Here is a 22,172-nt window from a genome sequence, read left to right as displayed (position 1 = left end):
CGCAACAAATTGCTGGCAAAGCGCACGCCATGAGTGAGAAACGCCCCATCGCCGCCATCATCCTCGCCGCCGGAAAAGGCACGCGGATGCAGAGTCATCGCCACAAGGTGCTGCACGAAGTGGGAGGGCGGGCGATGATCGACCACCTGCTCGCCAGTGTCGAGGCGCTCGAGCCTGCACAACTCGTCACCATTGTCGGCGAATCGCGCGAGCAATTGCACGCGGCTTTGGGTGAGCGCTGCGCTTTCGCGGTGCAGGAGCCGCAGCTGGGCACCGGCCACGCGGTGCAGCAGGCCGAGGAGGCCTTGGCGGGGTTCGAAGGCGATGTGCTGGTGCTCTACGGCGATGTGCCCTTTGTCAGCACCGCGACGATGCAGGCGATGATCGAACGGCTGAACGCAGCAGACACCCCCGCCGCCGTAGTGCTCGGCTTCGAGCCCGAAGACCCGCTGCGTTATGGCCGCGTGATCGCGCAGCAGGGGCAGATCGTGAAAATGGTCGAGTGGAAGGATGCGAGCGAGGAAGAGCGCGCCTGTACCTTGTGCAATTCGGGCCTGTTGGCGGCGCGGTCGGACAATCTCTTTGCGCTCCTCAATCGCGTGTCGAACGACAATGCGCAGGACGAGTATTACCTCCCCGATATCGTCAATATCGCGATTACCGACGGGCATAGCTGCGCCGTCGTCACCACCGATACGCCTGATGAAGTCACCGGCATCAATTCGCGCGCCGAGCTGGCGGCGGCAGAGGCGCAGTGGCAGGCGCTCAAGCGGCAGGAAGCGATGGATGCGGGCGTCACCCTGCGCGCGCCGGAGACGGTGTTCTTCAGCTGGGACACGCAAATCGCGCCCGATGTGACGATCGATCCCAATGTCGTCTTCGGCCCCGGCGTAACCGTCGCCAGCGGCGCGCATATCAAGGCGTTCAGCCATCTCGAAGGCGCGAGCGTGGGCGAAGGCTGCGAAGTCGGCCCCTATGCCCGCCTGCGCCCCGGCGCGGTGATGGAGAAGGCCAGCAAGGTCGGCAATTTCGTCGAAATGAAGAAGGCCGTGCTGGGCGAGGGGGCAAAGGCCAACCACCTCACCTATCTCGGCGATGCGACGGTGGGCGCGGGCGCGAATATCGGTGCGGGGACGATCACCTGCAATTATGACGGCTATTTCAAATACCAGACCGTGATCGGCGAGCGGGCCTTTATCGGCTCCAATTCTTCGCTGATTGCACCGGTGAAGATCGGCGCCGACGCCATCGTCGCGGCGGGCAGCGCGGTCAGCCGCGACGTCGATGCGGGCGAACTGCGCATGGTGCGCGCGGAGCAGCTGGTAAAGCCGGGTTGGGCCGACCGCTTCCACGATGCGATGAAGAAGAAAAAGGCGGGCAAGTGAGCACCCGCTACGATGGCAAGCCCTTCCTGCGGCTGCTCGATTCCTACGTACTCGATGCCATCGGCGCGCTCGACGATGCCAATTCCGAATGGCTCACGGCGTCGGAACCGCATCTGCGCGCCACCTATGGCGGCGAGGGGAGTTGGCAGGACATCGTTGCAGCGCAGATGCAGTTTCCCGCCGGTATGCAGGATGCCATCCGCGAGCTGTGGGAAAGCGGCAAGGCGCGCTTTGCCGCCGCTGGCCAGGACGCGCCCGATCCGGTGAAATTCGCGGTGACATTCGTCGACCAGAAATTCCCGCATTAGCGCTTGCAATGATATCATGATATGATATCAGTATATCACTATGGCACGCGTACTCGCAGATTTACCCGATGACGACATCGAATGGCTCGACAAGCTCGCCAAGGAGCAAGGCAAGAGCCGTGCGTCGCTGCTGCGCGAGGCGGTGAGCGCATACCGGGCGGAGCAGCCGTCTGCCGATACCGACTGGATCGATGCGGCCTTTGGCCTCTGGACGCGCGACGGAAGCACGTTTGATGTGAAGGAATACGAGCGCAAGCGGAGGGCCGAATGGACGCGCTATTGGGACGATGATTACGAAGAAGTCCGCGCCGAATCGCCCGATATGTTTGACGAGGAGGATGATCGCCAGCGGCAGATCTATCTCGATATGCTCGCCGGAAAACACCCTGAACCCAAGTCTGGCAAGCCGAAGTGAGCGGTTTCAGCTTTGATGCGAATATCCTGATCGACGCGCTGGCGGGACATCCGCCGGCGCGCGCCGAATTGCAGCGCGCGGTCTCGCAAGGCGCGCGCCCATGGATCAGCCGCATGGCGTGGGTCGAAGTGCTCTCGAAAGGCGACGACAAGATCGTGCGGGAAACGCAAAACTTCCTGATGCGGTTCGGTGTCGACGAAATCGACGAAGAGATCGCCCTGCGCGCTGCGGCCCTTCGCCGAGAGAGGCCGCGGCTGAAATCGCCCGACGCCATTATCCTCGCCACCGCGCTCACCCGCGGGCGCGTGCTGATTACACGAAATACCAAGGATTTTCCGGCAAATATGCCGGGCATCCGCGTCCCCTATACTCTTTGACAGGAACCCCTCCCAAATGTGCGGAATTATTGGAATCGTCGGCAATCAACCCGTGGCAGACCGGCTGGTCGAGGGGCTGCGGCGGATGGAATATCGCGGCTATGACAGCGCGGGCGTCTGCACTGTGCACGAAGGCGAACTGGTGCGCCGCCGGGCGGAGGGCAAGCTGTTCAACCTCGCCACCGAGCTGGAGCGCAACCCTGCGCCCGGCACGATCGGTATCGCCCACACCCGCTGGGCCACGCACGGCGCGCCCACGGCGAAGAACGCGCATCCGCACGCCACCAGCGAAATCGCGCTCGTCCACAATGGCATTATCGAGAATTTCCGTACGCTGCGTGCCGAACTTGAGGAGAAGGGCCGCGTCTTCGAAAGCGAGACCGATACCGAAGTGGTGGCGCATCTTGTGTCGCAGGAGGTCGAGAAAGGCGCTTCCCCGCAAGAGGCGGTGAAAGCTGTGCTGCCACGCCTGCGCGGTGCCTTCGCGCTTGCCATTACCTTCCGCCAGCATCCCGATATGCTGATCGGCGCGCGGCTCGGTTCTCCGCTCGTGGTCGGCTATGGCGAGGGCGAGACCTATCTCGGTTCCGATGCACTGGCGCTCGCGCCGCTGACGCAGAAGATCGCCTATCTCGAAGAAGGCGACTGGGTGGTCGTCACCGCCGAAGGCGCGCAGATTTTTGACCGCGACAACAATGCGGTGGATCGCGAAGTCACCACGTCGGGCGCGTCTGCCGCTGCCATCGAGAAGGGGCCGTACCGCCACTTCATGCAGAAGGAGATTTTCGAGCAGCCCACCGTCGTGGCGCAAACGCTCTCCTCCTATATCCGGCGCGAGGACAACACCGTGGCGCTGCCGCAGATCGACTTCGATCTGGCGGGCATCAACCGTGTCACCATCGTCGCTTGCGGCACATCGTTCTACGCGGGCATGGTCGCCAAATACTGGTTCGAGCAATTCGCCCGCCTGCCGGTCGATATCGATGTGGCGAGCGAGTTCCGTTACCGCGATCCGGTGCTGGAGCCGGGCGGCCTCGCGCTGTTCATCAGCCAGAGCGGCGAGACCGCCGATACGCTAGCGGCTTTGCGCCATTGCAAGGAAAACGGACAGACCATTGCGGTGGTCGTCAACGTCCCCACCAGTTCGATGGCGCGTGAGGCCGATCTGCTCCTGCCCACCCATGCCGGGCCTGAAATCGGCGTCGCTTCGACCAAGGCCTTCACCTGCCAGCTCGCCGTACTGGCCGCGCTCGCAGCGCATATGGCGGTAAAGCGCGGACGGATCGACAAGGCCGAGGAGGCCGAGATCGTCCGCCATTTGATCGAGGCTCCCGCCGCGCTCAACGCCGCGCTTGCGCATGACCAGGACATTGCCGGGATGGCGCATCTGATCGCGCCCGCGCGCGACGTACTCTATCTCGGGCGCGGTGCGGACTTCCCGCTGGCACTGGAAGGCGCGCTGAAATTGAAGGAAATCAGCTATATCCATGCCGAAGGCTACGCTTCGGGCGAGATGAAGCACGGCCCCATCGCGCTGATCGACGAAGCGGTGCCGGTGATCTGCCTCGCGCCGTCAGGACCGTTGTTCGAAAAGACCGTATCCAACATGGAAGAAGTGCGCGCGCGCGGCGGCAAGGTGGTGCTGATTTCGGATGCAGCCGGTATCGCCGAAGCGGGCGAAGGCTGCATGGCGACCATCGAAATGCCGCAGGTCCACCCGCTGATCGCGCCGCTGGTCTACGCCGTGCCGGTGCAATTGCTTGCCTACCATGTGGCGGTGGCCAAAGGTACCGATGTCGACCAGCCGCGCAACCTCGCGAAATCGGTGACCGTCGAGTAGCGAGAATTGTAAAAACTGGCGGATTTGTGCGGCCTTTACCCCGTGGCAACCATTCTGCGCTTATGGCGTCAGGGTGAACAAGAACCAGACCGGCCTCCCGAAACTTCCGCTGCGTTTGACTGCATTGCAGGTTATCGGATTGCGCGACCCCGCCGAAGGCGACTGGGCGCGGCTGCGCGCGCTGCAATATTCGGAACTGTACAAGGCATCGCGTATCCGGCTGGCGGCGCACGGTATTGCCGGGATTATGGCGGTGACGCTGTATCTCGGTACTCTGCCGGCGTGGCTGCTGGCGGCTTGGCTGCTGGCGACCGTTGGCACCATTTTCAATGTCGGACGGCTGAACCGCCGCTTTGCCGAAATCGAGCGGCGTTCGATGACCAAGATCGAGTTCCGCCAGCATGCGGGCGCGATCGCGATGTGCGCTGTGCCATGGATTGTCGCGCTGCTGTTGTTCGTGCCGCAGGGCAGCCCTGCGCAGCATTTCGGACTGTGGACGCTGGCAGCAATGTTGATTGCCGGAAGTGCGGCGACCAATGCCTCTCCGCCGGTCGCTACAGTGGTGTTCGATCTGGTTGTGGGTGTCGCTGGGGCAGCCTCCTTCATCATTACGGGCGAATATCTCTTCGCTGTCGCCAGCCTCGCCTTCGTTGCGACGATTGTGGCAGGCGCAGTGGGTTCGGCACGCACGAACCTTTCCGCGCGTATCGCCGAAGCCGGCGTCGCCGAAAAGGACGAGGTCGTCTCGCTGCTTTTGCGCGAGTTCGAGGAGAAGGAATCGGACTGGCTTTGGCAGGTCGATAACAACCGCCGCCTCCGTTCGGTCAGCCCGCGTTTCGCCTTTGCCCTGGGCCGCGAGCCGAGCGATGTGGAAGGCGAACGCTTCATTCGTCTGCTCGCTGGCAAGACGTTCGACACCGGCGAAGTCCCGCGCAGTCTGCACGATCTCGCCGAGCGCCTGAAGCGGCGCGAAAGTTTCTCCAACCTGCTGGTGCAGGTGCATATCGCCGAAGAGATGCGCTGGTGGGAGCTGTCGGGCACGCCGATGCGCGATGGTTCGGGCAATTATGTCGGCTTCCGCGGGGTCGGTTCGGACGTGACCGAACAGCGCGAGAGCGATGAGAAGATCGCCTATCTGGCGCGCTATGACACGCTGACGGGCCTGCCCAACCGTCTGATGCTGACCGAGGCGCTGGGTGAAGCGATGCGTTACTCCGAGCAGTGGCGCACCCGCTGCGCCTTCCTGATGATCGACCTCGACCGCTTCAAGCAGGTCAATGATTCGCTCGGCCATCTCATTGGCGACCGCTTGCTGGAACGTGTGGCCGAACGCCTGCAACAGGTGTGTACCGACAACGAGCAATGCGGCCGTCTCGGCGGAGACGAGTTCGCCGTGGTCATCCGCGAAGCGAGCGATCACACCCGCGTTGACCGGGTGGCCGAGACGATCATCGAACACCTCTCGCATCCCTATGTCGTCGACAATCACACGTTGTACATCGGCGCCAGCGTCGGCTCCGCCATCGGCCCGCGCGACGGGCAGAGCGTCGAGATGATCATGCGCAATGCCGATCTGGCGCTGTATCGCTCCAAGGATGAGGGCGGTGGGGTGCACCGCACCTACGAACCATCGTTGCACGCCGATGCCGAGGAACGCCGCAGGCTTGAACTTTCCTTGCGCAATTCCATCGCCAATGGCGAGCTGGAGCTCAACTTCCAGCCGGTGGTGAACGCCAAGACCGAACAGGCGGTGAGTTTCGAAGCCTTGCTGCGCTGGAACAGCGAAGAGCACGGTTCGGTCAGCCCCGGCAAGTTCATTCCGCTGGCCGAGGAAACCCGCCTTATCGTCCCCATCGGCCGCTGGGTGCTGCACGAAGCGTGCCGTCAGGCCGCGCGCTGGCCGGAAGATATCAAGGTTGCGGTCAACGTGTCGGGCGAGCAGTTGCTCGAACCGGACTTCGCCAAGACCATTGTCGAAGCGCTGTCGGCCACTGGCCTTCCGGCGCACCGGCTCGAAGTCGAAGTGACCGAAAGCGTGTTCCTGCGTGATGCGCGGATTGCCAACCAGACCCTGGAAGAGATCATGGCGCTGGGCTGCTCGATTGCGCTTGACGATTTCGGGACGGGCTACTCCTCGCTCGGTTACCTGCGCGATCTGCGCTTCTCGACGATCAAGGTTGACCGCAGCTTTGTGCAGGGTGCGGTGAAGGACAGTCCGGAAAGCCTTGCCATTATCCGCGCGGTTGTCGCCATGGCGCAGTCGCTGGAAATGTCGACCACGGCTGAGGGCGTAGAGACGGCGGACCAGGCGGACCTGATCCGCGAACTGGGCTGCACCAAGATCCAGGGCTTCTATTTCGGCCGCCCGATGAACGCCACCGAAGCGCATTCGCTGGTCGTGAAACGGCGGCACGCGGCCTAGTTTTCGTTTCGCTCGCCCATCCGGGCGAGCGTCCTCGGTGCTATTCGCTCCGCAGGGGCTTCGCTCCCGCTGCGCGGCACCTGCGGGTCGCACGCGTGCGCTCGGTCGTTCGCTGCGCTCCCGATTTCAGCGCTTATCCCAACCCCCGCTCTTCCGCTCGTCCTGAGCCTGTCGAAGGACGTTGGCTAAGCGCTAGCGAGAACTCCCAGCACACTCTCGAACAACCGCCGTCCGTCGCTGCCGCCCTGTGCCTCTTCAATCGCACGCTCCGGGTGCGGCATCATGCCGAGCACATTGCCTTTGGCGTTCAGCACGCCCGCAATCCGGCGCTGCGAGCCGTTGACCTCTTCGCCATAGCGGAAGGCCACGCGGCCTTCGCCTTCGAGGCGGTCGAGCGTTTCGGCGTCGGCGAAGAAGTTGCCGTCGTGATGCGCGACCGGAATGCGGATCGTCTCGCCCGCAGCGTAGGCGCGGGTAAACACGCTGTCCGCATTTTCCACCACCAGCGGCACGGTGCGGCAGATGAAGGTCTGCCCGGCATTGCGCATCAGCGCGCCCGGCAGCAGCCGCGCTTCGGTCAGCACTTGAAAGCCGTTGCACACGCCCAGCACCGGCACACCGCGCTCTGCCGCCGCGATCACGCTGCGCATGATCGGCGAATTCGCCGCCATCGCGCCGCTGCGCAGATAGTCGCCATAGGAGAAGCCGCCGGGCAGGGCGATGAAGTCCAAGCCATCGGGTAGATCGGCATCGCCATGCCAGACTTTGACCGGATCGCGCCCCGAAACATCGCGCAACGCAACCCACATATCGCGGTCGCAATTGGAGCCGGGGAAGGTGACGACGGCGGTCTTCATTATGCGACCTTCTCGATCGCGTAGTTTTCGATCACGGTATTGGCGAGCAGCTTCTCGCACATATCGGCGAGCGCTTCGTCCGAGGTGTCGTCGGCCACGTCGAGTTCCACGGTGCGTCCGATGCGCACATCGGCGACCCCTGCGAAACCGAGACCTTCCAGCGCGTGATGCACCGCGCGGCCCTGCGGATCGAGAACGCCGGGTTTGAGCGAGACGTGGATGCGGACTTTCATGCAAGGTGCCTTTCGCGCTTTTGAAGCGTGGGAGTCGTGCCGCAGCCTATGGCGAAACCGCCCTGCAACGGCAAGAGGTGCCAGGGCAGCAATGCCCAATGGCGGCGAGTCAGCGTGTTGCAAGGCGCGCAACCTGTTGGCGTTATTATACTTGACATACCCACTTCCATGATTCATAACCGATTCAAGGAGTTAAGAGAATGTCGAGCTTTTCAAGCCCCCACTTTCACAACGAAGAAGCTGCTTACGAATATATCGAAGCGCGTCTTTGGCCGCAGGGCGCTGTATGCCCCCACTGTGGCGGTATGGAGCGTGTAGGCAAGCTAAAGGGTAAAACCACCCGCACCGGCCTTTGGAAGTGCTACGAATGCCGCAAGCCCTTTACCGTAAAGATTGGCACCATTTTTGAGGACAGCAAGGTTCCGATGCGTGTCTGGTTGCAGGCGATTTACCTTATCGCTGGCAGCAAAAAGGGTATGTCCAGCAACCAGCTTCACCGGATTCTTGGTGTCACGCTCAAAACCGCGTGGTTTATGTCGCACCGCATTCGTGAAGCTATGCGCGCTGGTGATCTGGACGTTCCGTTCGGCATTAACGGTGGAGCCGTAGAGGCTGACGAAACTTACATTGGCAATAAGGTTAAATCGCCCCGCTATCGCCGCACCGCACATATGTATGGCGTTCTCGGCCTTATTGACCGCGATACGAAGCAAATGCGGACGTTCGTATTCGACAAGTATCGCAAAGAGGAAATTCACCCGATTATCCGCGCCAACATCAGCCGCGAAGCGCGCCTTATGACTGACGAAGCACGTATGTATTCCGGTATCGGCAAGGAATTTGCCGAGCACGGCACTACGAAACACACGCTAGACCAATACGTTGACCCGCAAGACCCCACCATCCACAGCAACACAATCGAAGGCGCATTTTCGATCTTCAAGCGCGGCATGAAGGGCATTTACCAGCACTGTGGCGAGCAGCACCTGCACCGCTATCTGGCAGAATTTGAGTTTCGCTATAACAATCGTAGCGCGATTGGGATTGAAGATACCGAGCGTAGTGACCTGATCTTGCGAGGTGTGGTAGGTAAGCGCCTCACCTACGAAAGGGCTAGTGCGAGGGTGTGATGCCGAAGAAAAAGCGAAGCGAGACCGCATCCGAGCAGAGCGCAAGGTTCAAGGCGGAGGCCGAAAAGCTAATCGCCGCTGGCGCTCTAAACCCCGCAAAGGCCGAAAAAGCCTTGGAATCCCTGCTGGAATCACAAAAAAAGGCCTCGCCAAAAGGCAAGGACTCTTGACAACATCAGTGATTTAGGCCATGCCAGAGCCAGTTGGAGACCACCCAACTAGCTCTGGTCATGCGGTTATCCTACCTCATGCACCACCTCCCCCATCCGGCTTTACGGATGGTCATGGCTGGCACGAAATTCGCTGCTACGGATTTCGCACAGGGGCGCTGGCGGTCAACCCAGCAGTGAACTTGGGGGTGTGGAGGTGTCGGGAATCGAACCCGAAGCGCACGGATAGGAAGCCAGCGGCTGGAGCCATCCCACCCCCACATCAAATCAAAATATCTTTATTCACAGGAACCCACCCCTTCCCGTCATGCCCAATCTTGCCTTCTTTTTTCAAAGGAGAAAGGCGGGCGCGAACGGAATTGAGCGTAGAGCTAATCCCTAGCTCGCGTTCCAGATAGGCGAGAACCTCTGTCGGCGTGGTGCAGCCCTGATTAACGGCATACACAATACCCTCGCCCACATTCATCGTGTGGCTGCGCTGCGTAGGTTTGGGCGCGGGCACAGCCTCACCCTTTATTGCTGCCAATGCCTTCTTAAATTCGGCGATCATGCGCTCTTTTTGGACAATTACAGACTGTGCGTCATGTATTGCCTCTTCAAGAAGAGCGATAGCGGGGGAGGGGGAATCACTGTCCATTTCTTACATATAGCGCCGCCTCCGCAAAACGCAACAGGGCGGCGCTACAAAAGTTTCCACAGCCACATCGGTTTAGCGCCCTTGGGTATGCGTCCTATAATAACGCCAACCTGTTACACCTGTTACACAGTCCAGGGGCAAAGATTCCGCGCTGCATTGGGCGAGAGGCGAAACCGTGGGAGAAGAGGGGGCGAATGGTCTGCATGACACGCGGCTTGCTCCATCGGGCAGCCTGTAGGAAAGCGAACAGATGATCGGAACCGAGACATTCACCTTCACCGGCGCAGACGGGCAGACGCTCGACGGGCGCCTTGAAAAACCGCTCTACACGCAGCCGCGCGGTGCGGCGATTTTCGCGCATTGCTTCACCTGCACCAAGCAGAGCCGCGCGGCGACGCTGGTGGCCTCGGCGCTCGCGGCGAAGGGCATTGCGGTGCTGCGCTTCGACTTTACCGGCCTTGGCGGCAGCGAGGGTGATTTTGCCAATGCGGGTTTTGCCAGCAATGTCGATGATCTGGTGGCGGCGGCGGATGCGCTTTCCGCAGCCGGTCTTCCGCCTGTACTGCTCATCGGCCATTCGCTGGGCGGTGCCGCGGTGATCGCGGCGGCGGAGCGGATTGCTTCGGCCTGCGCGGTGGCAACCATCGGCGCGCCTTTCGATACCACGCACGTCTTTCACCATTTCGGCGATGCGGTGGAGGCAATCGAGCGGGAAGGGCAGGCCAATGTCTCCATCGCCGGGCGCGATTTCACCGTCAGCCGCGACTTTCTGGAGCAGGGGCGCGAACAGCCGCAGGCCGAGCGGCTGGCAAAGCTGGGCAAGGCGCTGCTGGTGCTGCACGCGCCTGCTGACGACACGGTCGGGATCGAAAACGCCACGGCGATCTTCAGCGCGGCCAAGCATCCCAAGAGCTTCGTCACGCTCGACCATGCCGATCATTTGCTCACCGATCCCGAACGCGCGCGCTTCGCTGCCGACATGATCGCGGCCTGGGCGGGCCCGCATCTGGCTGAAATGGCGCAGCCGCGGGGCGAACTGGCGGGCACGGTCGAAGTCTCCACCGCCGGCGGCAAATTCGCGCAATGGGTGCGCACGCCGAGCCACGCTTTCATCGCCGACGAGCCCGCGAGCTATGGCGGGCGCAATGACGGGCCGACGCCCTATGATTTGCTGCTCGGCGCGCTGGGATCATGCACCGCGATGACGATGCAGATGTATGCCGAGCGCAAGGGCATTCCGCTGGAGAAGGTGCGCATCGATCTCGAACACTCGCGCGACCACCACACGGATTGCATGGATTGCGACAAGGATGGCGAGCCGATCCAGGTGATTGACCGCGCGATTGAATTGACCGGCGATCTCACGCCGGAACAGCGCGCACGGTTGATGGAGATCGCCGACAAATGCCCTGTTCACCGGACGATAGAGGGCGATTTGCACATCCACTCTACGCTGGTGGAGTGAGATTTCCTGAACGACCGATCACCCTGAGCCTGTCGAAGGGCTGTCCTTTTCTTTGAAACTTGGTGCTTCGCAAAAAGGAAAAGCAGTCGTAGGCCTTTGGCCAGCTTCGCTTCCGACAGGCTCAGGACAATCGGAATTAGGGAGAGAGTGTTACTCCCCGCTTCCCCCTTCGCTCTCCATCAACACCCGTGCATCGGCGCGGCGTTCGGGAGTCATGTAACGCTGGGCGAGGGCTTGCAGCTCTTCCGGGGTAAAGCTCATCAGCACATCCACCTGCGCGCGCGCGCGGTCGAGCCCTTCGGGGTTGCTCTGCGCATCGCTGACCAGCCCCATCCAGTAACCGTTGTTTTCCTGCGCCTGACGGATGTTCTCGATCAGCGGCTGGCGCGCGCGCAGCAGGAAGTCTTCGCTTACCGGCGTATCGCGCAATTCGCCCGCAAGCCGATGGATCAGCGCAAGCACATCATCGGTCAGCGCGGGGTCAATCACCGCCGCCATGCTGATCGTCCCGAAACCGGTAAAGTCGCTGCTGGTCGAGCCGCTGACGAGCGGGCTGTAAGTCGCGGCAACTTCTTCGCGCAGCGTCTCGATCCCCTTCAGCCGCAGCAGGCCAACCAGCAGGTTCAGGCCCACGGCTTCGCGGAAATCGCTATCATCGGTGGTGCGCCATATGCTGCCGACCAGCGCCTGATCTGCCTGCCCGGTATGGGTGAAATCGGCGACCGTATCGTCGGACAGATCGTTGAAGGCGAGCACGCGCTGTTCGGCGCGTTCGGCAAATTCGGCGTCGCGGGCGGGCAGCGCGCCGAAGCTTTGTGCCACCGCAGCAATAGCCGCATCGGGATCGATATCGCCGACAATGCCTATTTCGATCGCGCCGTTCTCCGCCGCTGCCTGCACCGCTGCGAGCAGCGCCTCACGGTCGACTGCCGCCAGTTCCTCGCGCGTCGGAAAGGCGGTGTAGGGGCTTTCAGCGATAAGGGCATCGGAATTGAAGCCGAACACCGAGGACGGCTGCGCGAGCAGCGAGCCCCAGACTTGTTCGATCACCGCATTGAAGCGCGCGTCGGCTTCGGGGCGCAGGCCGAGATCGGTCAGGAAGGCTGCGCTCACTTTCATCTGCAAGTCCAGATCGGCTGGCGTGGTAACGCCGCCGGTATTGAAAGTGTCCGTGCCCGAACCAATGCCGGTCGAAATCTGCCGCCCTGCCGTCACTTCCTGCAGATCGTCCGCGCTATGCGCCTGCGTGCCGCCGACATCGGAGGCGATTTGCAGATAGATGCTCGCCGCCGTGGCGTTGGTGTCACCCAGCGCGAAGCTGCCGCCATCCATCGCCACGTTGAAACGGACGCGCCCCGGTTCGAAATCGGTCTGCTTGATGTTCAGGCGGACATTGTTGTCGAACACCACGGTGCGGATGCCGAGATCCTCGATAAAGGTATCGGACACCACGGTGCCCGGCGTGCCCCAATCATCATAGGCGAAGATCACCGCGTCACTATCGGCGGGCGGCGCAACCGCAACCTGCGTGCTCGCCGTATAGGCTGCGGCGACCGCTTCGTTGCCGCCAAAATCCAGCTTCGCGGTAACGCGCACCAGCGGCGCGCCTTCGCTCCATGCCTCGCGGAAGGTCGCGTTGACCGCCTCCAGCGTCAATTGCGGGCGCATCTGGCGGAACAGTTCGAGCCGGTAGGCGGGGGTGGTGATGAAGTCATTCTCGGTGGCTGCGCCCACCAGCGCCATCGCCAGCTGCGGATTCTGCCGCGCATCGGCCTGCGCGGCGGCGCGTTCATAGCCCGCTTCGGTCTGCGTCAGCGCATAATCGAGCTCGGCCTGGGTGAAGCCGTGCTCCAGCGCGCGGCGCAGTTCCTGCTCGCCAATCGCGAGGCCCTGCTGCCAAGCTCCGTCGCGCGTGCTGATGCTGAGCGAGGTGTAATCGGCCACGCCCTCATCGCTGCCCACACCAAAGCCGCCGCCCGAAATCGGGCTGTCGGGCTGGTTGGCGATGCGCTGGATACGACGGTTGAACATGATGCTGGCGAGGCCGCGCAGCTGGCCCTCGGTACGCTCCGCCACGGTGTCCGCCGGATCGGTGTAGGGGCGCAGCTGGAAAATCGCGATGCTTTCGCCAAGGGCGGGATCGACAAAGGTGTCAAACTGCGTTTCGCGGTCGAAATCGACATCGCCCAGCGGCGGGGTGACGCCAGGCTCGCCGACGCCCTGCCAGTCGGAAAAGCGCGCGATAATGTCCGCCTCGATCGCTGCTACATCGACATCGCCGACCACGATCAGCGTGGCGTTTTCGGGGCGGTAGAAGCGCTGGTAGAGGCTGCGGAACATTTCCGGCGTGGCGGCGCGCACGGTTTCATCGGTGCCGATAGGGAAGCGGCTGACATAGCGCGTGCCGGGGATGCGGAAATCGAACAGGTCGCGGAAGTTGCGCAGGCCCGCGCTGTCGCGCACGCGGCGTTCGCTGACGATGATCTCGCGCTCGCGATCCACCGCTTCGGGGGTGAACAGCATTTCGCTCGCCGTTTCGCGCATCAGGAACAGCGCGGTCTCGACACCTTCCGCGTTCGCGTTGGGAATGTCGAGCATATACACCGTCTCTTCAAAGCTGGTGTAGGCATTGGTGTCAGCCCCGAAGCTGGCGCCCAGCCGTTCGAGCAGCGGGATCATCTCGCCTTCGGGCACGTTGGTGGTGCCGTTGAAGGCCATGTGTTCGATAAAGTGCGCAAGTCCCTGTTCCGCCTCGCTTTCGGCGAGCGAGCCGAAGTCGATATGCAGGCGGAAGGAGGCGGAGCCATCGGGCACGTCATTCGCGCGGATGGCGTAGCGCATTCCGTTTTCGAGCACGCCATAGGTGATGCTGTCATCCTCCACCACATCGGTCGGCTCGGTGCCCCATGCCGACTGCGCAAAAGCAGGCGCGGCGAGGCCAAGCGTAAGGGCAAGCGCGGCGGTCGAAATGCTGGCGCGAAGCGCGCGGCGGATGGTCATGGGGGGAGGTCCTCTCGAATAGCGATCACGGTAATGGCGCGTGCGGATGCACGGCGCCTTCGTTGCACAAGACTATGCAAGGGAGGGCGGCTATGCGCAACAGGGCAAAGGCCTGTATCGTGCGGCGGAGTGGCTGTTTTTGCGGTATTTCCCGGTCTGTGGCAGCGATGCGGCGCGGCGTTCATCGGGGAGCAAGGTTTGGGGGCGTGAGATGCGATTGATGATGCGAGCCTTTCTCCTTGCAGCAGCCGCTTTGGCGCTCCCCGCTCCGGCGATGGCGGAGGATAGGTGCGTGATCGCCTTCTCGAGCGAATTGCTGCTGGAACATGGCGATCCGTATGAGCGCGGCATAGACGAGGGCGAGCGGGCGCGCCGTATGGTGCATTACCGCGAATGGCTGCGCGCCTATCCGGCGCAGGAAAGGGCCAGATGGGCAGAGAATGCGTCCGAATGGCGCGGCTATGAGCCGTTCCGGCAAGCGCAATTGCTCGTCAGCAGCCTGATGCCCAATCCGGCGCCCGTGAGCTATCACGCCTGCAGCTATACCGGCCCCTATCCCTTGGGTTCGGACAGGCTGTATCAACAGTTGCAGCAGCATATCGACAATGCTCCGCCCCTTCCGTCTCCACCCGTGGCGGATTACAGCGAAGGGGTCATCGTGGTGTCTGCTTCCCGTATTATGCGTGATAGGTTTGCCTTGGACTACGCCACCGTAGCTGGCCGGTGCGATGCCGAGACGCGCGATTTCGTGGCTGCGGAGCTATTGCGGAATGCCGGTACCGGCGCGGTTAGCGAGGTGCTGGGTGGCATCGTCGAGCGCGGCTACGTCCCGCATGGCGCGTTCCAACCCACGCGCGGTTCGTTGCTTCTGTTCGATGCCTCGGGCGAATACCGGCTGGCCTTGGGCGGATCGCGCGATCCCGACCTCATCTGGCCACCGCAACAGCACGAATTACTGCGCGAGGCGCAGGAGCAACTGGCGGCCGAGCAATGGGCCAGTCTGGAGGCGTTTCTGCAAAGCGATGGACAGGTCGCAAGCGTCATCGCTGAAATCGAAAACGCCCTGGCATCGCGCTACGAAGCGGGCGCGCCGTTCGGCGGATATTGCCCGAATACCGCAGCAGAGATGCGAGCTTTGGTCGAGGAAACGCTCGCCGATCGCCGCCTGCAATCCGGCCCGTGGGTCGCGGAACTGCTGGGCGGCTAACCCCTACTTCTTCGGCTTCGGCGGCGCCTGACGCAGTCTTGACCGGTGCGCGCTCATATCCAGCACGTCGCCGGGGCCGCTGTCCTCTTCCTTTTGCAGCAGGCCGAGGCGGCGGGCGACTTCTTGGTACGCCTCTTCCTCACCCCCCATGTCGCGGCGGAAGCGGTCCTTGTCGAGCTTTTCGCCGGTGGTGAAATCCCACAACCGGCAATTGTCGGGGCTGATTTCGTCGGCAAGGATCACGCGACTGTAATCGCCATCGTAAATGCGCCCGAATTCCAGCTTGAAATCGACCAGCCGGATATCGATCGCGGCGAACATTCCGCACATGAAATCATTGATGCGGATCGCCATTGCGGCGATGTCCTGCATTTCTTCATGGCTCGCCCAGTTGAACGCGGCGATGTGTTCCTCGGCGACCAGCGGATCGCCCAGTTCGTCCGACTTCAGGTAATATTCGATCAGCGTGTGCGGCAGCATCTCGCCTTCTTCGATGCCGAGCCGCTTGGCAATCGAGCCCGCCGCGACATTGCGCACGACGACTTCCAGCGGAATGATTTCCACCTGCCGCACAAGCTGCTCGCGCATATTCAGGCGGCGAATGAAATGGGTGGGGATGCCGATATGCGAAAGGCGGGTGAAGACGTGTTCGCTGATGCGGTTGTTGATCACGCCCTTGCCGTTGATCGTGCCGCGCTTTTCCGCGTTGAACGCGGTCGCATCGTCCTTGAAATACTGGATGATCGTGCCCGGTTCGGGGCCTTCATACAGGATTTTGGCCTTGCCTTCATAGATTTGGCGACGGCGGGACATGGGCGAAACCTTTCAAGCGAGGGGGAGCGCGCTCCTCCGGAAAAAACCGCGCCCCGGCAGAGCGTAGCGGAGAGCTGCGCACGGGCCGGGGCGTTTGGCTGAGCCTATACAGCAGGCAGCGGGCGAGGGCAATGAGAGGCACGGATGCAAAAAGGGGCGCGGCGGTTGCCCGTCGCGCCCCTCTCTGGCTTTTGCCTGTGTCCGGTTGGCTCAGTCAGCAGGCGGAACATCGTCCACAGTGGCGTAGAGGCCCTGGCCGACCAGACCCTGGCGCACGTCTTCCGCCACTTCGGCGTTGAATTCCGAAACCGTCGAGATCACTTCGCCGTCCTCGTCCAGCAGCAGCGCGGGTTCGCCCGAACCGGCGCGCGCCATGCGGATGTAGACCGGGCGCGGAGCGAGGAAGTTGGATGCGCCGTTGCTGGCATCCACCACACCGCCGATAATGCCGCCTGCGATAAGGTTACCCGCCGCGCTGCCGCCGGTGCGGCTTTGCATATAGATGGTGACCGGGTCATATCCGGCGGCGGTGAAGGTGACCATGGTATCGTTGCCACGACGCATCTCGAACGTGCAGGGAGCGGTGCAGGTGCGTCCGTCAAGGATTTCGACCGAAGCGCCATCGGGCTCCGACATGAAGTCCACCGGCATATTCACGCCGTTGAGAACAGTTGCACAACCCGAAAGGCCGACGGATGCGATAGCAAGCGCGGCTGCGACCTTGATTTTCATTTTTGGTAGTCCCCTCAAGAATTAGGTGGGCAGGGTATTGAACAAATTTCCGCCGCAAGCAATCGTGATTTGTGCACGGTTGGCAGAATGTCGCTGTGATACAATTCGGGCGCGGTTGTGGCTGCCTTACAACCACATACTGCGCCGCTCGACCGGACTGCGCAGCCCTGCCGCGAGCGATTTGGCGCGGGCGCGCAGCAGCACGCGGCGGCCGTGTTTGGAGCGGGTGAAGATTACCCGCGCCGGGCCGATATGGCGGCGCCACAGGGCGAGGAAATCCTCCGCATCCTCTTTCCTTTTGGCGAGCGCCTGCGGCACCGTGTGGTAATCGATACGGTGGAAGCCCAGCGCCTTGTCCTCGCGTTTCAGGATGTAGCGCGGATTCTGCACCGGGCCGAGCAATTCGGCAAAGGCTGCGACAAAGGCGTGCCCGTCAGCGCGCGTGCCGCCTTCTATGGTGACCGCGTGCTTGCCCTTGAGGCTTTCCTCGACCCGCACCGTGTAGGCATCGGCGCCGCGCGACAGCTCGCCTACTTGCGCGAGGCCCTCCACCAGCACTTCGCCCACTTGCCGCAGCCGCCGCTCCAGCGTGCCGTTGCGCAGCCATAGCCGCGCCGAGTTCCACAGGCCGGGCAGGGCGTAGAGCATTCCCGCCCCGCCGCCGATCGCCGCGACCGTGCCCAGATCGGTCAGCCCGCGCACGCTCAGCCCCGCTGTCATCACCGCACCGCCGATGCTGGCGAGCATGGTGGATTGGATCGTACCGCGCACGTAGGTGCTGGCGCTGCCGGTGCCGCCGCTGACTTCGGCAACCTCGCGCGTTTGCGCCCGCGCGGTGCCTGCGCCAAGCGAACGCTGCCAGCTTTCGGCAGTAATGCGCCGGACATAGGCGCGGCGCAGCGTGTCTTCGTTGAGCGTCGCTGCGGGCTGTGAAAGATCGAGCCCGATCCGCGCGATCCCGTTCTCGATCACCGCGCTGCCATCCTCGGCAATCCCGTCAAACATGGAAAACCGCCGTTCGAGCCGCGTCACATCGCCGCCATGGCCTTCCAGCGCGGTGGGATCGCGGGTGGCGAGGTGCCAGATATTGGCCACCTTGTCGGGCCGCGCAGGATCGGTGCGGATCGCCCGCCCGCGCATCTGGTTGGAGAGCATGAAGCTCGCCGCATTGCTCGCCAGTACCAGCGCGTTGAGCGTGGGCGCGTCCCAGCCTTCGCCCAGCAGCGCCTGCGTGCCGACAAGTATGCGGATATGCCCCTGCTCGACCAGAAGCGTGACCAGCGCCACGCGCCCCCGGTCTGCCGCCGACGCGAAGGCGAGTTTGCAATAACCGGGTGCGCCCTTGAGCGGGGTGAAGGTGAGATCGTCGCACGGAATGTGCAACGCCCGCGCCATCTCCGCGCACACCTCGCGCGCGCTGTCGGGCACGATCACCAGCGTTCCCGTCAGGACTCCCAGCGGCGCGTCGATGCCAGCGCGCCGCAGCGTCTCGAAAATCGGCACTACGCCCAGCTTGGCAGGCGCGAAGGGGGCGTCGGGCGAGGCGGGCAATTCGGCCGCGCGCACATGGTCGGACAGCACCGCCATCCGCAGCCCGTCGCCCAACGCCGCGCTCTCGCAGCGGGCAATCGCGGTGATCGAGGCGAGCTTGCCCGTGCTGCCCGCCAGCACCCGCGCCAGATCGACGCTTTCGGAAAAGTCCACCCGCTTGTTGCTGATGAGCCCGCCTGCCGAGAGCGCGCGCTTCCACGCCGCCTTGCGCTCCTCTTCCAGCCGCCAGTGGCCGATGCTGCGGTGGAGCAGGCATTCGAGCATCGGCTCCAGCCAGAAATGGTTGAATTCGGGCACCGGCTCGCCCTTCACGCCCAATAGCACCAGCGGCTCTTCGGGCAGCGCGTCGGCCCCCTCGCGCGCAGCGAGATAGAACAGCATGGCGGAGAGGTGCTCGGGCGCTTCGAGGATCGCTTCCTCGTGCTGGAACGGCGCGGCCATGAAGGGGTGGCTACGGATGAGCGTGGGCAAAGCCGCATCCGCCATCACCTCGTCCATCAGCGCAAACACCGCCTCGCGCCGCCGCATCAGCACCGGCACCAGATCGCCCTCGGCATCGGAGACGTGGACGAAATCCTGATGCGGCGCGAGATCGCCATTGCGCACCAGTTCGGGCACGCCGATTTCGGTATCGATCGGGCCGCACAATGCCTCATACCGGGCCCATTCGCCGCCGCTGGCATCATAGGGGGGGGTGGCGGTGAGCGCGACGATGGCGAGATCGGGCAGCACATCGCGCAAGGCGAACAGCGCGTTCCACCACTCGCGCCGCAAATGGTGGCACTCGTCGAGAATAAGCGTCGCGGGGCCGAGCGCGGCCAGCTCCGCAAAGGGAGCGTTGCGGCTCCACGCGGCGTACAGCGCCTGATAGGTGCCCAGCGTCATGCTGCCGGGTTTTGTCAGGTCGCGCGAAATCTCCGCCCGGTGCGCGTCGAGCGCAGGGAGGAAAAGCGGCACCAGCCTGTCCTGCCACTGGTTGCGGATCGTCAGGCTGGGGGAGAGGACTATCGCAGGCCGTCCAAGCCGCCGCATCGCCTCCAGCCCCAGCACCGTCTTCCCGCTACCCGGCGCGGCGACAATATGCAGACGGCCATCAGCCAGATGCTCGTCCATCTCGGCAAGCACCCTCGCCTGATAATCGCGCCATGTCCCCGAAAAGCACATGGCGGCAAGGAGCGGAGGCGGGGTGGTCATTGGGGAGGAGTGCTAACGGGTTGTGCTAGAAAGCCAAGCCCTTGCTGCGCGCCCCCAACGCTTCCCCGCAGGCAAAGCCGCTCGCCCAGGCCCATTGGAAATTGTAGCCGCCGAGCCAGCCGGTCACGTCCACCGCCTCGCCTATGGCGTAGAGGCCGGGGACGTTTTTCGCTTCCATCGTTTGCGAACTGAGCTCGGCGGTGGAGATGCCGCCCGCGGTGACTTCGGCCTTGGCGAAACCTTCGCTGCCATTGGGGTGGAAGCGCCAGCTGCGCAGCCGTTCCTCCGCTGCGCGCAAGGCTTTGTCGGGCACATTGCCGAGATCGCCGCTGATACCGAGCTGGTCGGCGAGGACAGTCGCCAGACGATCGGGCAAATGGCGGGCGAGGATCGTACGAAGATGCAGCGAAGGTTCGGCGCGCTTCGCATCGGTCAGCCAGCCTTGCGGCGCATCGGGCAGGAAGCGGATGCTCACCGGGTCGCCATGCCGCCAATAGCTGGAGGCTTGCAGGATGGCGGGGCCGGAAAGGCCTTTATGGGTGAACAGCGCGGCCTCGCGGAAGGTGGTCTTGTTGGCGGTCGCTTCGACTTCGGCGGAGACGCCGGAAAGCTCGCGGAACAGCACTTCCTCGCCGCCCAGCGTCAGCGGGACGAGGGCTGGGCGCGGTTCAACCACTTTGAGCCCGAACTGGCGGGCGAGGCGATAGGCAAAATCGCTCGCGCCCATTTTGGGGATGCTCGGCCCGCCGGTGGCGATGACGAGGTTGGGGGCGGTGAATCGGTCATATTGCGTGGTGACGGTGAATTGTCCGCTATCGTGACCGACGCCCGAAACCTCTTCATTGCAGCGGATCGTGACGGAGCCGGGGCCTGTCGCACATTCCGCCAGCAGCATATCGACGATCTGCCGTGCCGAACCGTCGCAGAACAGCTGGCCGAGCGTCTTCTCATGCCACGCGATACCATGTTTCTCGACCAAGGCGATGAAATCGCGGGGTTTGTAGCGGCTGAGTGCGCTCTTGGCGAAATGCGGATTGGCGGAAAGGTAGTTCGCCGGGCCCGCGCCGACATTGGTGAAATTGCACCGCCCGCCGCCCGAGATCAGGATCTTTTTGCCAACCTTTTCCGCGCGTTCGAGCACCAGCACATTGGCCCCGCGCTGGCCCGCTATCGCAGCGCAAAACAGGCCCGCCGCGCCGCCGCCCAGAATGATTGCATCATAAGACATCCCCCGCCCGTTAGGGGGAATGCGCGCCTGCGTCCAAACCTTATGCGGCTTCCTCGCTCTCGGCAGGCCCGGCCAGCATCACGCGGTTGCGGCCCGCTTCCTTGGCGCGGTAGAGCGCGTCATCCGCCGCCGCCAGAGCCGTGCGCGGATCGGCATAAGCAAAGACATCGGCCACGCCGCCGGAAAAGGTCACTTGCCCGAAAGGCTGCTTGCTGCGCCGGTTGACGAGTTTGCGCGAGGCCATCTTCTCGCGCGCCGAATCTAGGATATTCAATGCCTTGTCGGCATTTGCGCCGCGCAGCAGCAGCACGAATTCCTCGCCTCCGTGCCGCGCGACATGGCATTTTTCGCCGGAGATTTCCGCCAGCAGATCGGCCACTGCGCAAATCACCCGGTCACCCGCATCATGCCCGTGCGTGTCGTTTACGGCCTTGAAGTGGTCGATATCGCAGAAGGCGACGCACAGCGGTTCGACCGCTGCCTGCGCCGCGCGAAATTCCGCTTCCAGCACGGCTTCAAAGGCGCGGCGATTGGGCAGGCCGGTGAGGAAATCCACCTCCGCATCGCGGCGCGCGCGGGCGAGATTGTGGCGCAGCGTATCCGCTTCCTCCTCCGCCGCGCGCAATTCCTGCTCCGCCTTGCGCGAGCGTTCGAGCATGGCGCGGGCATAGTCGGCGAGACTGACGATCACGTCGTCGGTCTCGGGCGCAGCGGCCAGCGCATCGACGTGTTCGGCCAGCGCTTGGCCATAGCTGGTGGTCGCGCTGCGGGCGCTTTGTGTGCTGCGGGAAAACTGGTCTATGCCTTGTTCCAGCTGCTCGGTCAGCCGCGTGATCGCTTCGTCATCCGCCGCGCCATCGCTGGCGGTGGCCTGGTCGAGCCATTCCTGCGTAACTGCCTCGCCGGATTCGATGCGGCGGCGGATGCGGCGCTCCAGCCCGGGATTGAACCCGGCAAAGGCGCTGTGCGCGGCGGCGAGGTTCCCAGCGGTGATTTCCAGCCCGCTATCGAGCAGGAAATTACCGATCCGGTCGAGCAGCATGGCGCGCGCGTGGCGCACTGGATCGCTGTGCCGTCTTCCGCTCAGCGGCTCAGGGACGCTGCGCCCGAAGCCGAGCCATTTGAACAAGCCTCCGTGGGCTGCATGCGCCGATGAGTGTTCCTGTGTCATGCGGCAAAGGACGACCGCAAAGGCGGGGATTTCAGAT

19 protein-coding genes are annotated in these 22,172 nt (G+C 63.2%); 10 read left to right on the top strand and 9 right to left on the bottom strand.

Annotation, left to right across the window (positions count from 1 at the left end; genetic code table 11):
• Positions 1-29: 29 nt before the first annotated feature.
• From glmU to ACS0VV_RS08795, 6 genes are all read left to right on the top strand, one after another.
• The gene (glmU, locus tag ACS0VV_RS08820) at positions 30-1,385 is read left to right on the top strand and encodes a bifunctional UDP-N-acetylglucosamine diphosphorylase/glucosamine-1-phosphate N-acetyltransferase GlmU (protein ID WP_483532342.1); all 1,356 of its coding nucleotides are present in this window, start codon (positions 30-32) and stop codon (positions 1,383-1,385) included.
• Positions 1,382-1,693, top strand: a complete 312-nt coding sequence (locus tag ACS0VV_RS08815) for a hypothetical protein (protein WP_483532341.1) — start codon at positions 1,382-1,384, stop codon at positions 1,691-1,693. Before glmU ends, ACS0VV_RS08815 begins: the two co-directional genes overlap by 4 nt.
• 40 nt (positions 1,694-1,733) lie before the next feature.
• A complete protein-coding gene (locus ACS0VV_RS08810) occupies positions 1,734-2,108 on the top strand; it encodes a ribbon-helix-helix domain-containing protein (protein ID WP_483532340.1) in 375 nt (124 codons plus the stop codon).
• Positions 2,105-2,485, top strand: a complete 381-nt coding sequence (locus ACS0VV_RS08805) for a PIN domain-containing protein (RefSeq protein WP_483532339.1) — start codon at positions 2,105-2,107, stop codon at positions 2,483-2,485. Before ACS0VV_RS08810 ends, ACS0VV_RS08805 begins: the two co-directional genes overlap by 4 nt.
• A 16-nt stretch (positions 2,486-2,501) precedes the next feature.
• On the top strand, positions 2,502-4,325 hold the full coding sequence (gene glmS, locus ACS0VV_RS08800; RefSeq protein ID WP_483532338.1) for a glutamine--fructose-6-phosphate transaminase (isomerizing): 1,824 nt from the start codon (positions 2,502-2,504) through the stop codon (positions 4,323-4,325).
• A gap of 73 nt (positions 4,326-4,398) precedes the next feature.
• Positions 4,399-6,747, top strand: coding sequence for a putative bifunctional diguanylate cyclase/phosphodiesterase (locus ACS0VV_RS08795; protein ID WP_483532337.1), 2,349 nt, complete (start codon positions 4,399-4,401; stop codon positions 6,745-6,747).
• A 185-nt stretch (positions 6,748-6,932) separates the two neighbouring features.
• Here the strand turns inward: ACS0VV_RS08795 and purQ are convergent, their stop codons facing one another.
• Together purQ and purS are read right to left on the bottom strand one after the other, a co-directional pair.
• Positions 6,933-7,604, bottom strand: coding sequence for a phosphoribosylformylglycinamidine synthase subunit PurQ (gene purQ / locus ACS0VV_RS08790; RefSeq protein WP_483532336.1), 672 nt, complete (start codon positions 7,602-7,604; stop codon positions 6,933-6,935).
• A complete protein-coding gene (gene purS / locus ACS0VV_RS08785; RefSeq protein WP_483532335.1) occupies positions 7,604-7,837 on the bottom strand; it encodes a phosphoribosylformylglycinamidine synthase subunit PurS in 234 nt (77 codons plus the stop codon). Before purS ends, purQ begins: the two co-directional genes overlap by 1 nt.
• A gap of 200 nt (positions 7,838-8,037) precedes the next feature.
• Between purS and ACS0VV_RS08780 the strand changes: the two genes are divergently transcribed.
• Positions 8,038-8,967: an IS1595 family transposase gene (locus ACS0VV_RS08780; protein ID WP_483532334.1), complete on the top strand. Its 930-nt coding sequence runs from the start codon at positions 8,038-8,040 to the stop codon at positions 8,965-8,967.
• A complete protein-coding gene (locus tag ACS0VV_RS08775) occupies positions 8,967-9,137 on the top strand; it encodes a hypothetical protein (protein WP_483532333.1) in 171 nt (56 codons plus the stop codon). The genes ACS0VV_RS08780 and ACS0VV_RS08775 overlap by 1 nt, the downstream gene beginning before the upstream one ends.
• 262 nt (positions 9,138-9,399) lie before the next feature.
• Here ACS0VV_RS08775 and ACS0VV_RS08770 read toward each other — a convergent pair whose 3' ends face one another.
• Entirely contained in the window at positions 9,400-9,774 is a 375-nt protein-coding gene (locus ACS0VV_RS08770) for a hypothetical protein (protein ID WP_483532332.1), read from the bottom strand.
• 250 nt (positions 9,775-10,024) lie between these two features.
• On the opposite strand from ACS0VV_RS08770, the gene ACS0VV_RS08765 reads away from it, so the two are divergent.
• Complete coding sequence (locus tag ACS0VV_RS08765) at positions 10,025-11,239, top strand: bifunctional alpha/beta hydrolase/OsmC family protein (RefSeq protein ID WP_483532331.1); 1,215 nt, start codon at positions 10,025-10,027, stop codon at positions 11,237-11,239.
• Positions 11,240-11,389: 150 nt separating this feature from the next.
• Here the strand turns inward: ACS0VV_RS08765 and ACS0VV_RS08760 are convergent, their stop codons facing one another.
• Positions 11,390-14,239 (bottom strand): M16 family metallopeptidase, encoded by a 2,850-nt coding sequence (locus ACS0VV_RS08760; protein WP_483532330.1) that lies wholly within the window; start codon positions 14,237-14,239, stop codon positions 11,390-11,392.
• A gap of 274 nt (positions 14,240-14,513) precedes the next feature.
• Between ACS0VV_RS08760 and ACS0VV_RS08755 the strand changes: the two genes are divergently transcribed.
• On the top strand, positions 14,514-15,446 hold the full coding sequence (locus ACS0VV_RS08755) for a hypothetical protein (RefSeq protein WP_483532329.1): 933 nt from the start codon (positions 14,514-14,516) through the stop codon (positions 15,444-15,446).
• Between the two features lie 3 nt (positions 15,447-15,449).
• Here the strand turns inward: ACS0VV_RS08755 and purC are convergent, their stop codons facing one another.
• The 5 genes from purC to ACS0VV_RS08730 form a co-directional block, all read right to left on the bottom strand.
• Positions 15,450-16,259: a phosphoribosylaminoimidazolesuccinocarboxamide synthase gene (purC, locus tag ACS0VV_RS08750; protein ID WP_483532328.1), complete on the bottom strand. Its 810-nt coding sequence runs from the start codon at positions 16,257-16,259 to the stop codon at positions 15,450-15,452.
• Between the two features lie 210 nt (positions 16,260-16,469).
• Positions 16,470-16,991, bottom strand: coding sequence for a hypothetical protein (locus tag ACS0VV_RS08745; protein ID WP_483532327.1), 522 nt, complete (start codon positions 16,989-16,991; stop codon positions 16,470-16,472).
• A 126-nt stretch (positions 16,992-17,117) separates the two neighbouring features.
• Positions 17,118-19,736, bottom strand: a complete 2,619-nt coding sequence (locus ACS0VV_RS08740) for a DEAD/DEAH box helicase family protein (RefSeq protein ID WP_483532326.1) — start codon at positions 19,734-19,736, stop codon at positions 17,118-17,120.
• A gap of 25 nt (positions 19,737-19,761) precedes the next feature.
• The gene (locus ACS0VV_RS08735) at positions 19,762-20,964 is read right to left on the bottom strand and encodes a BaiN/RdsA family NAD(P)/FAD-dependent oxidoreductase (RefSeq protein ID WP_483532325.1); all 1,203 of its coding nucleotides are present in this window, start codon (positions 20,962-20,964) and stop codon (positions 19,762-19,764) included.
• A gap of 40 nt (positions 20,965-21,004) precedes the next feature.
• The gene (locus tag ACS0VV_RS08730; protein WP_483532324.1) at positions 21,005-22,135 is read right to left on the bottom strand and encodes a GGDEF domain-containing protein; all 1,131 of its coding nucleotides are present in this window, start codon (positions 22,133-22,135) and stop codon (positions 21,005-21,007) included.
• Between the last annotated feature and the right edge of the window lie 37 nt (positions 22,136-22,172).

The organism is Aurantiacibacter sp. KMU-128, assembly GCF_056933515.1.
The sequence above is the reverse complement of the archived record's forward strand: the minus strand, read 5'-3'. Positions and strand labels throughout refer to the sequence as shown.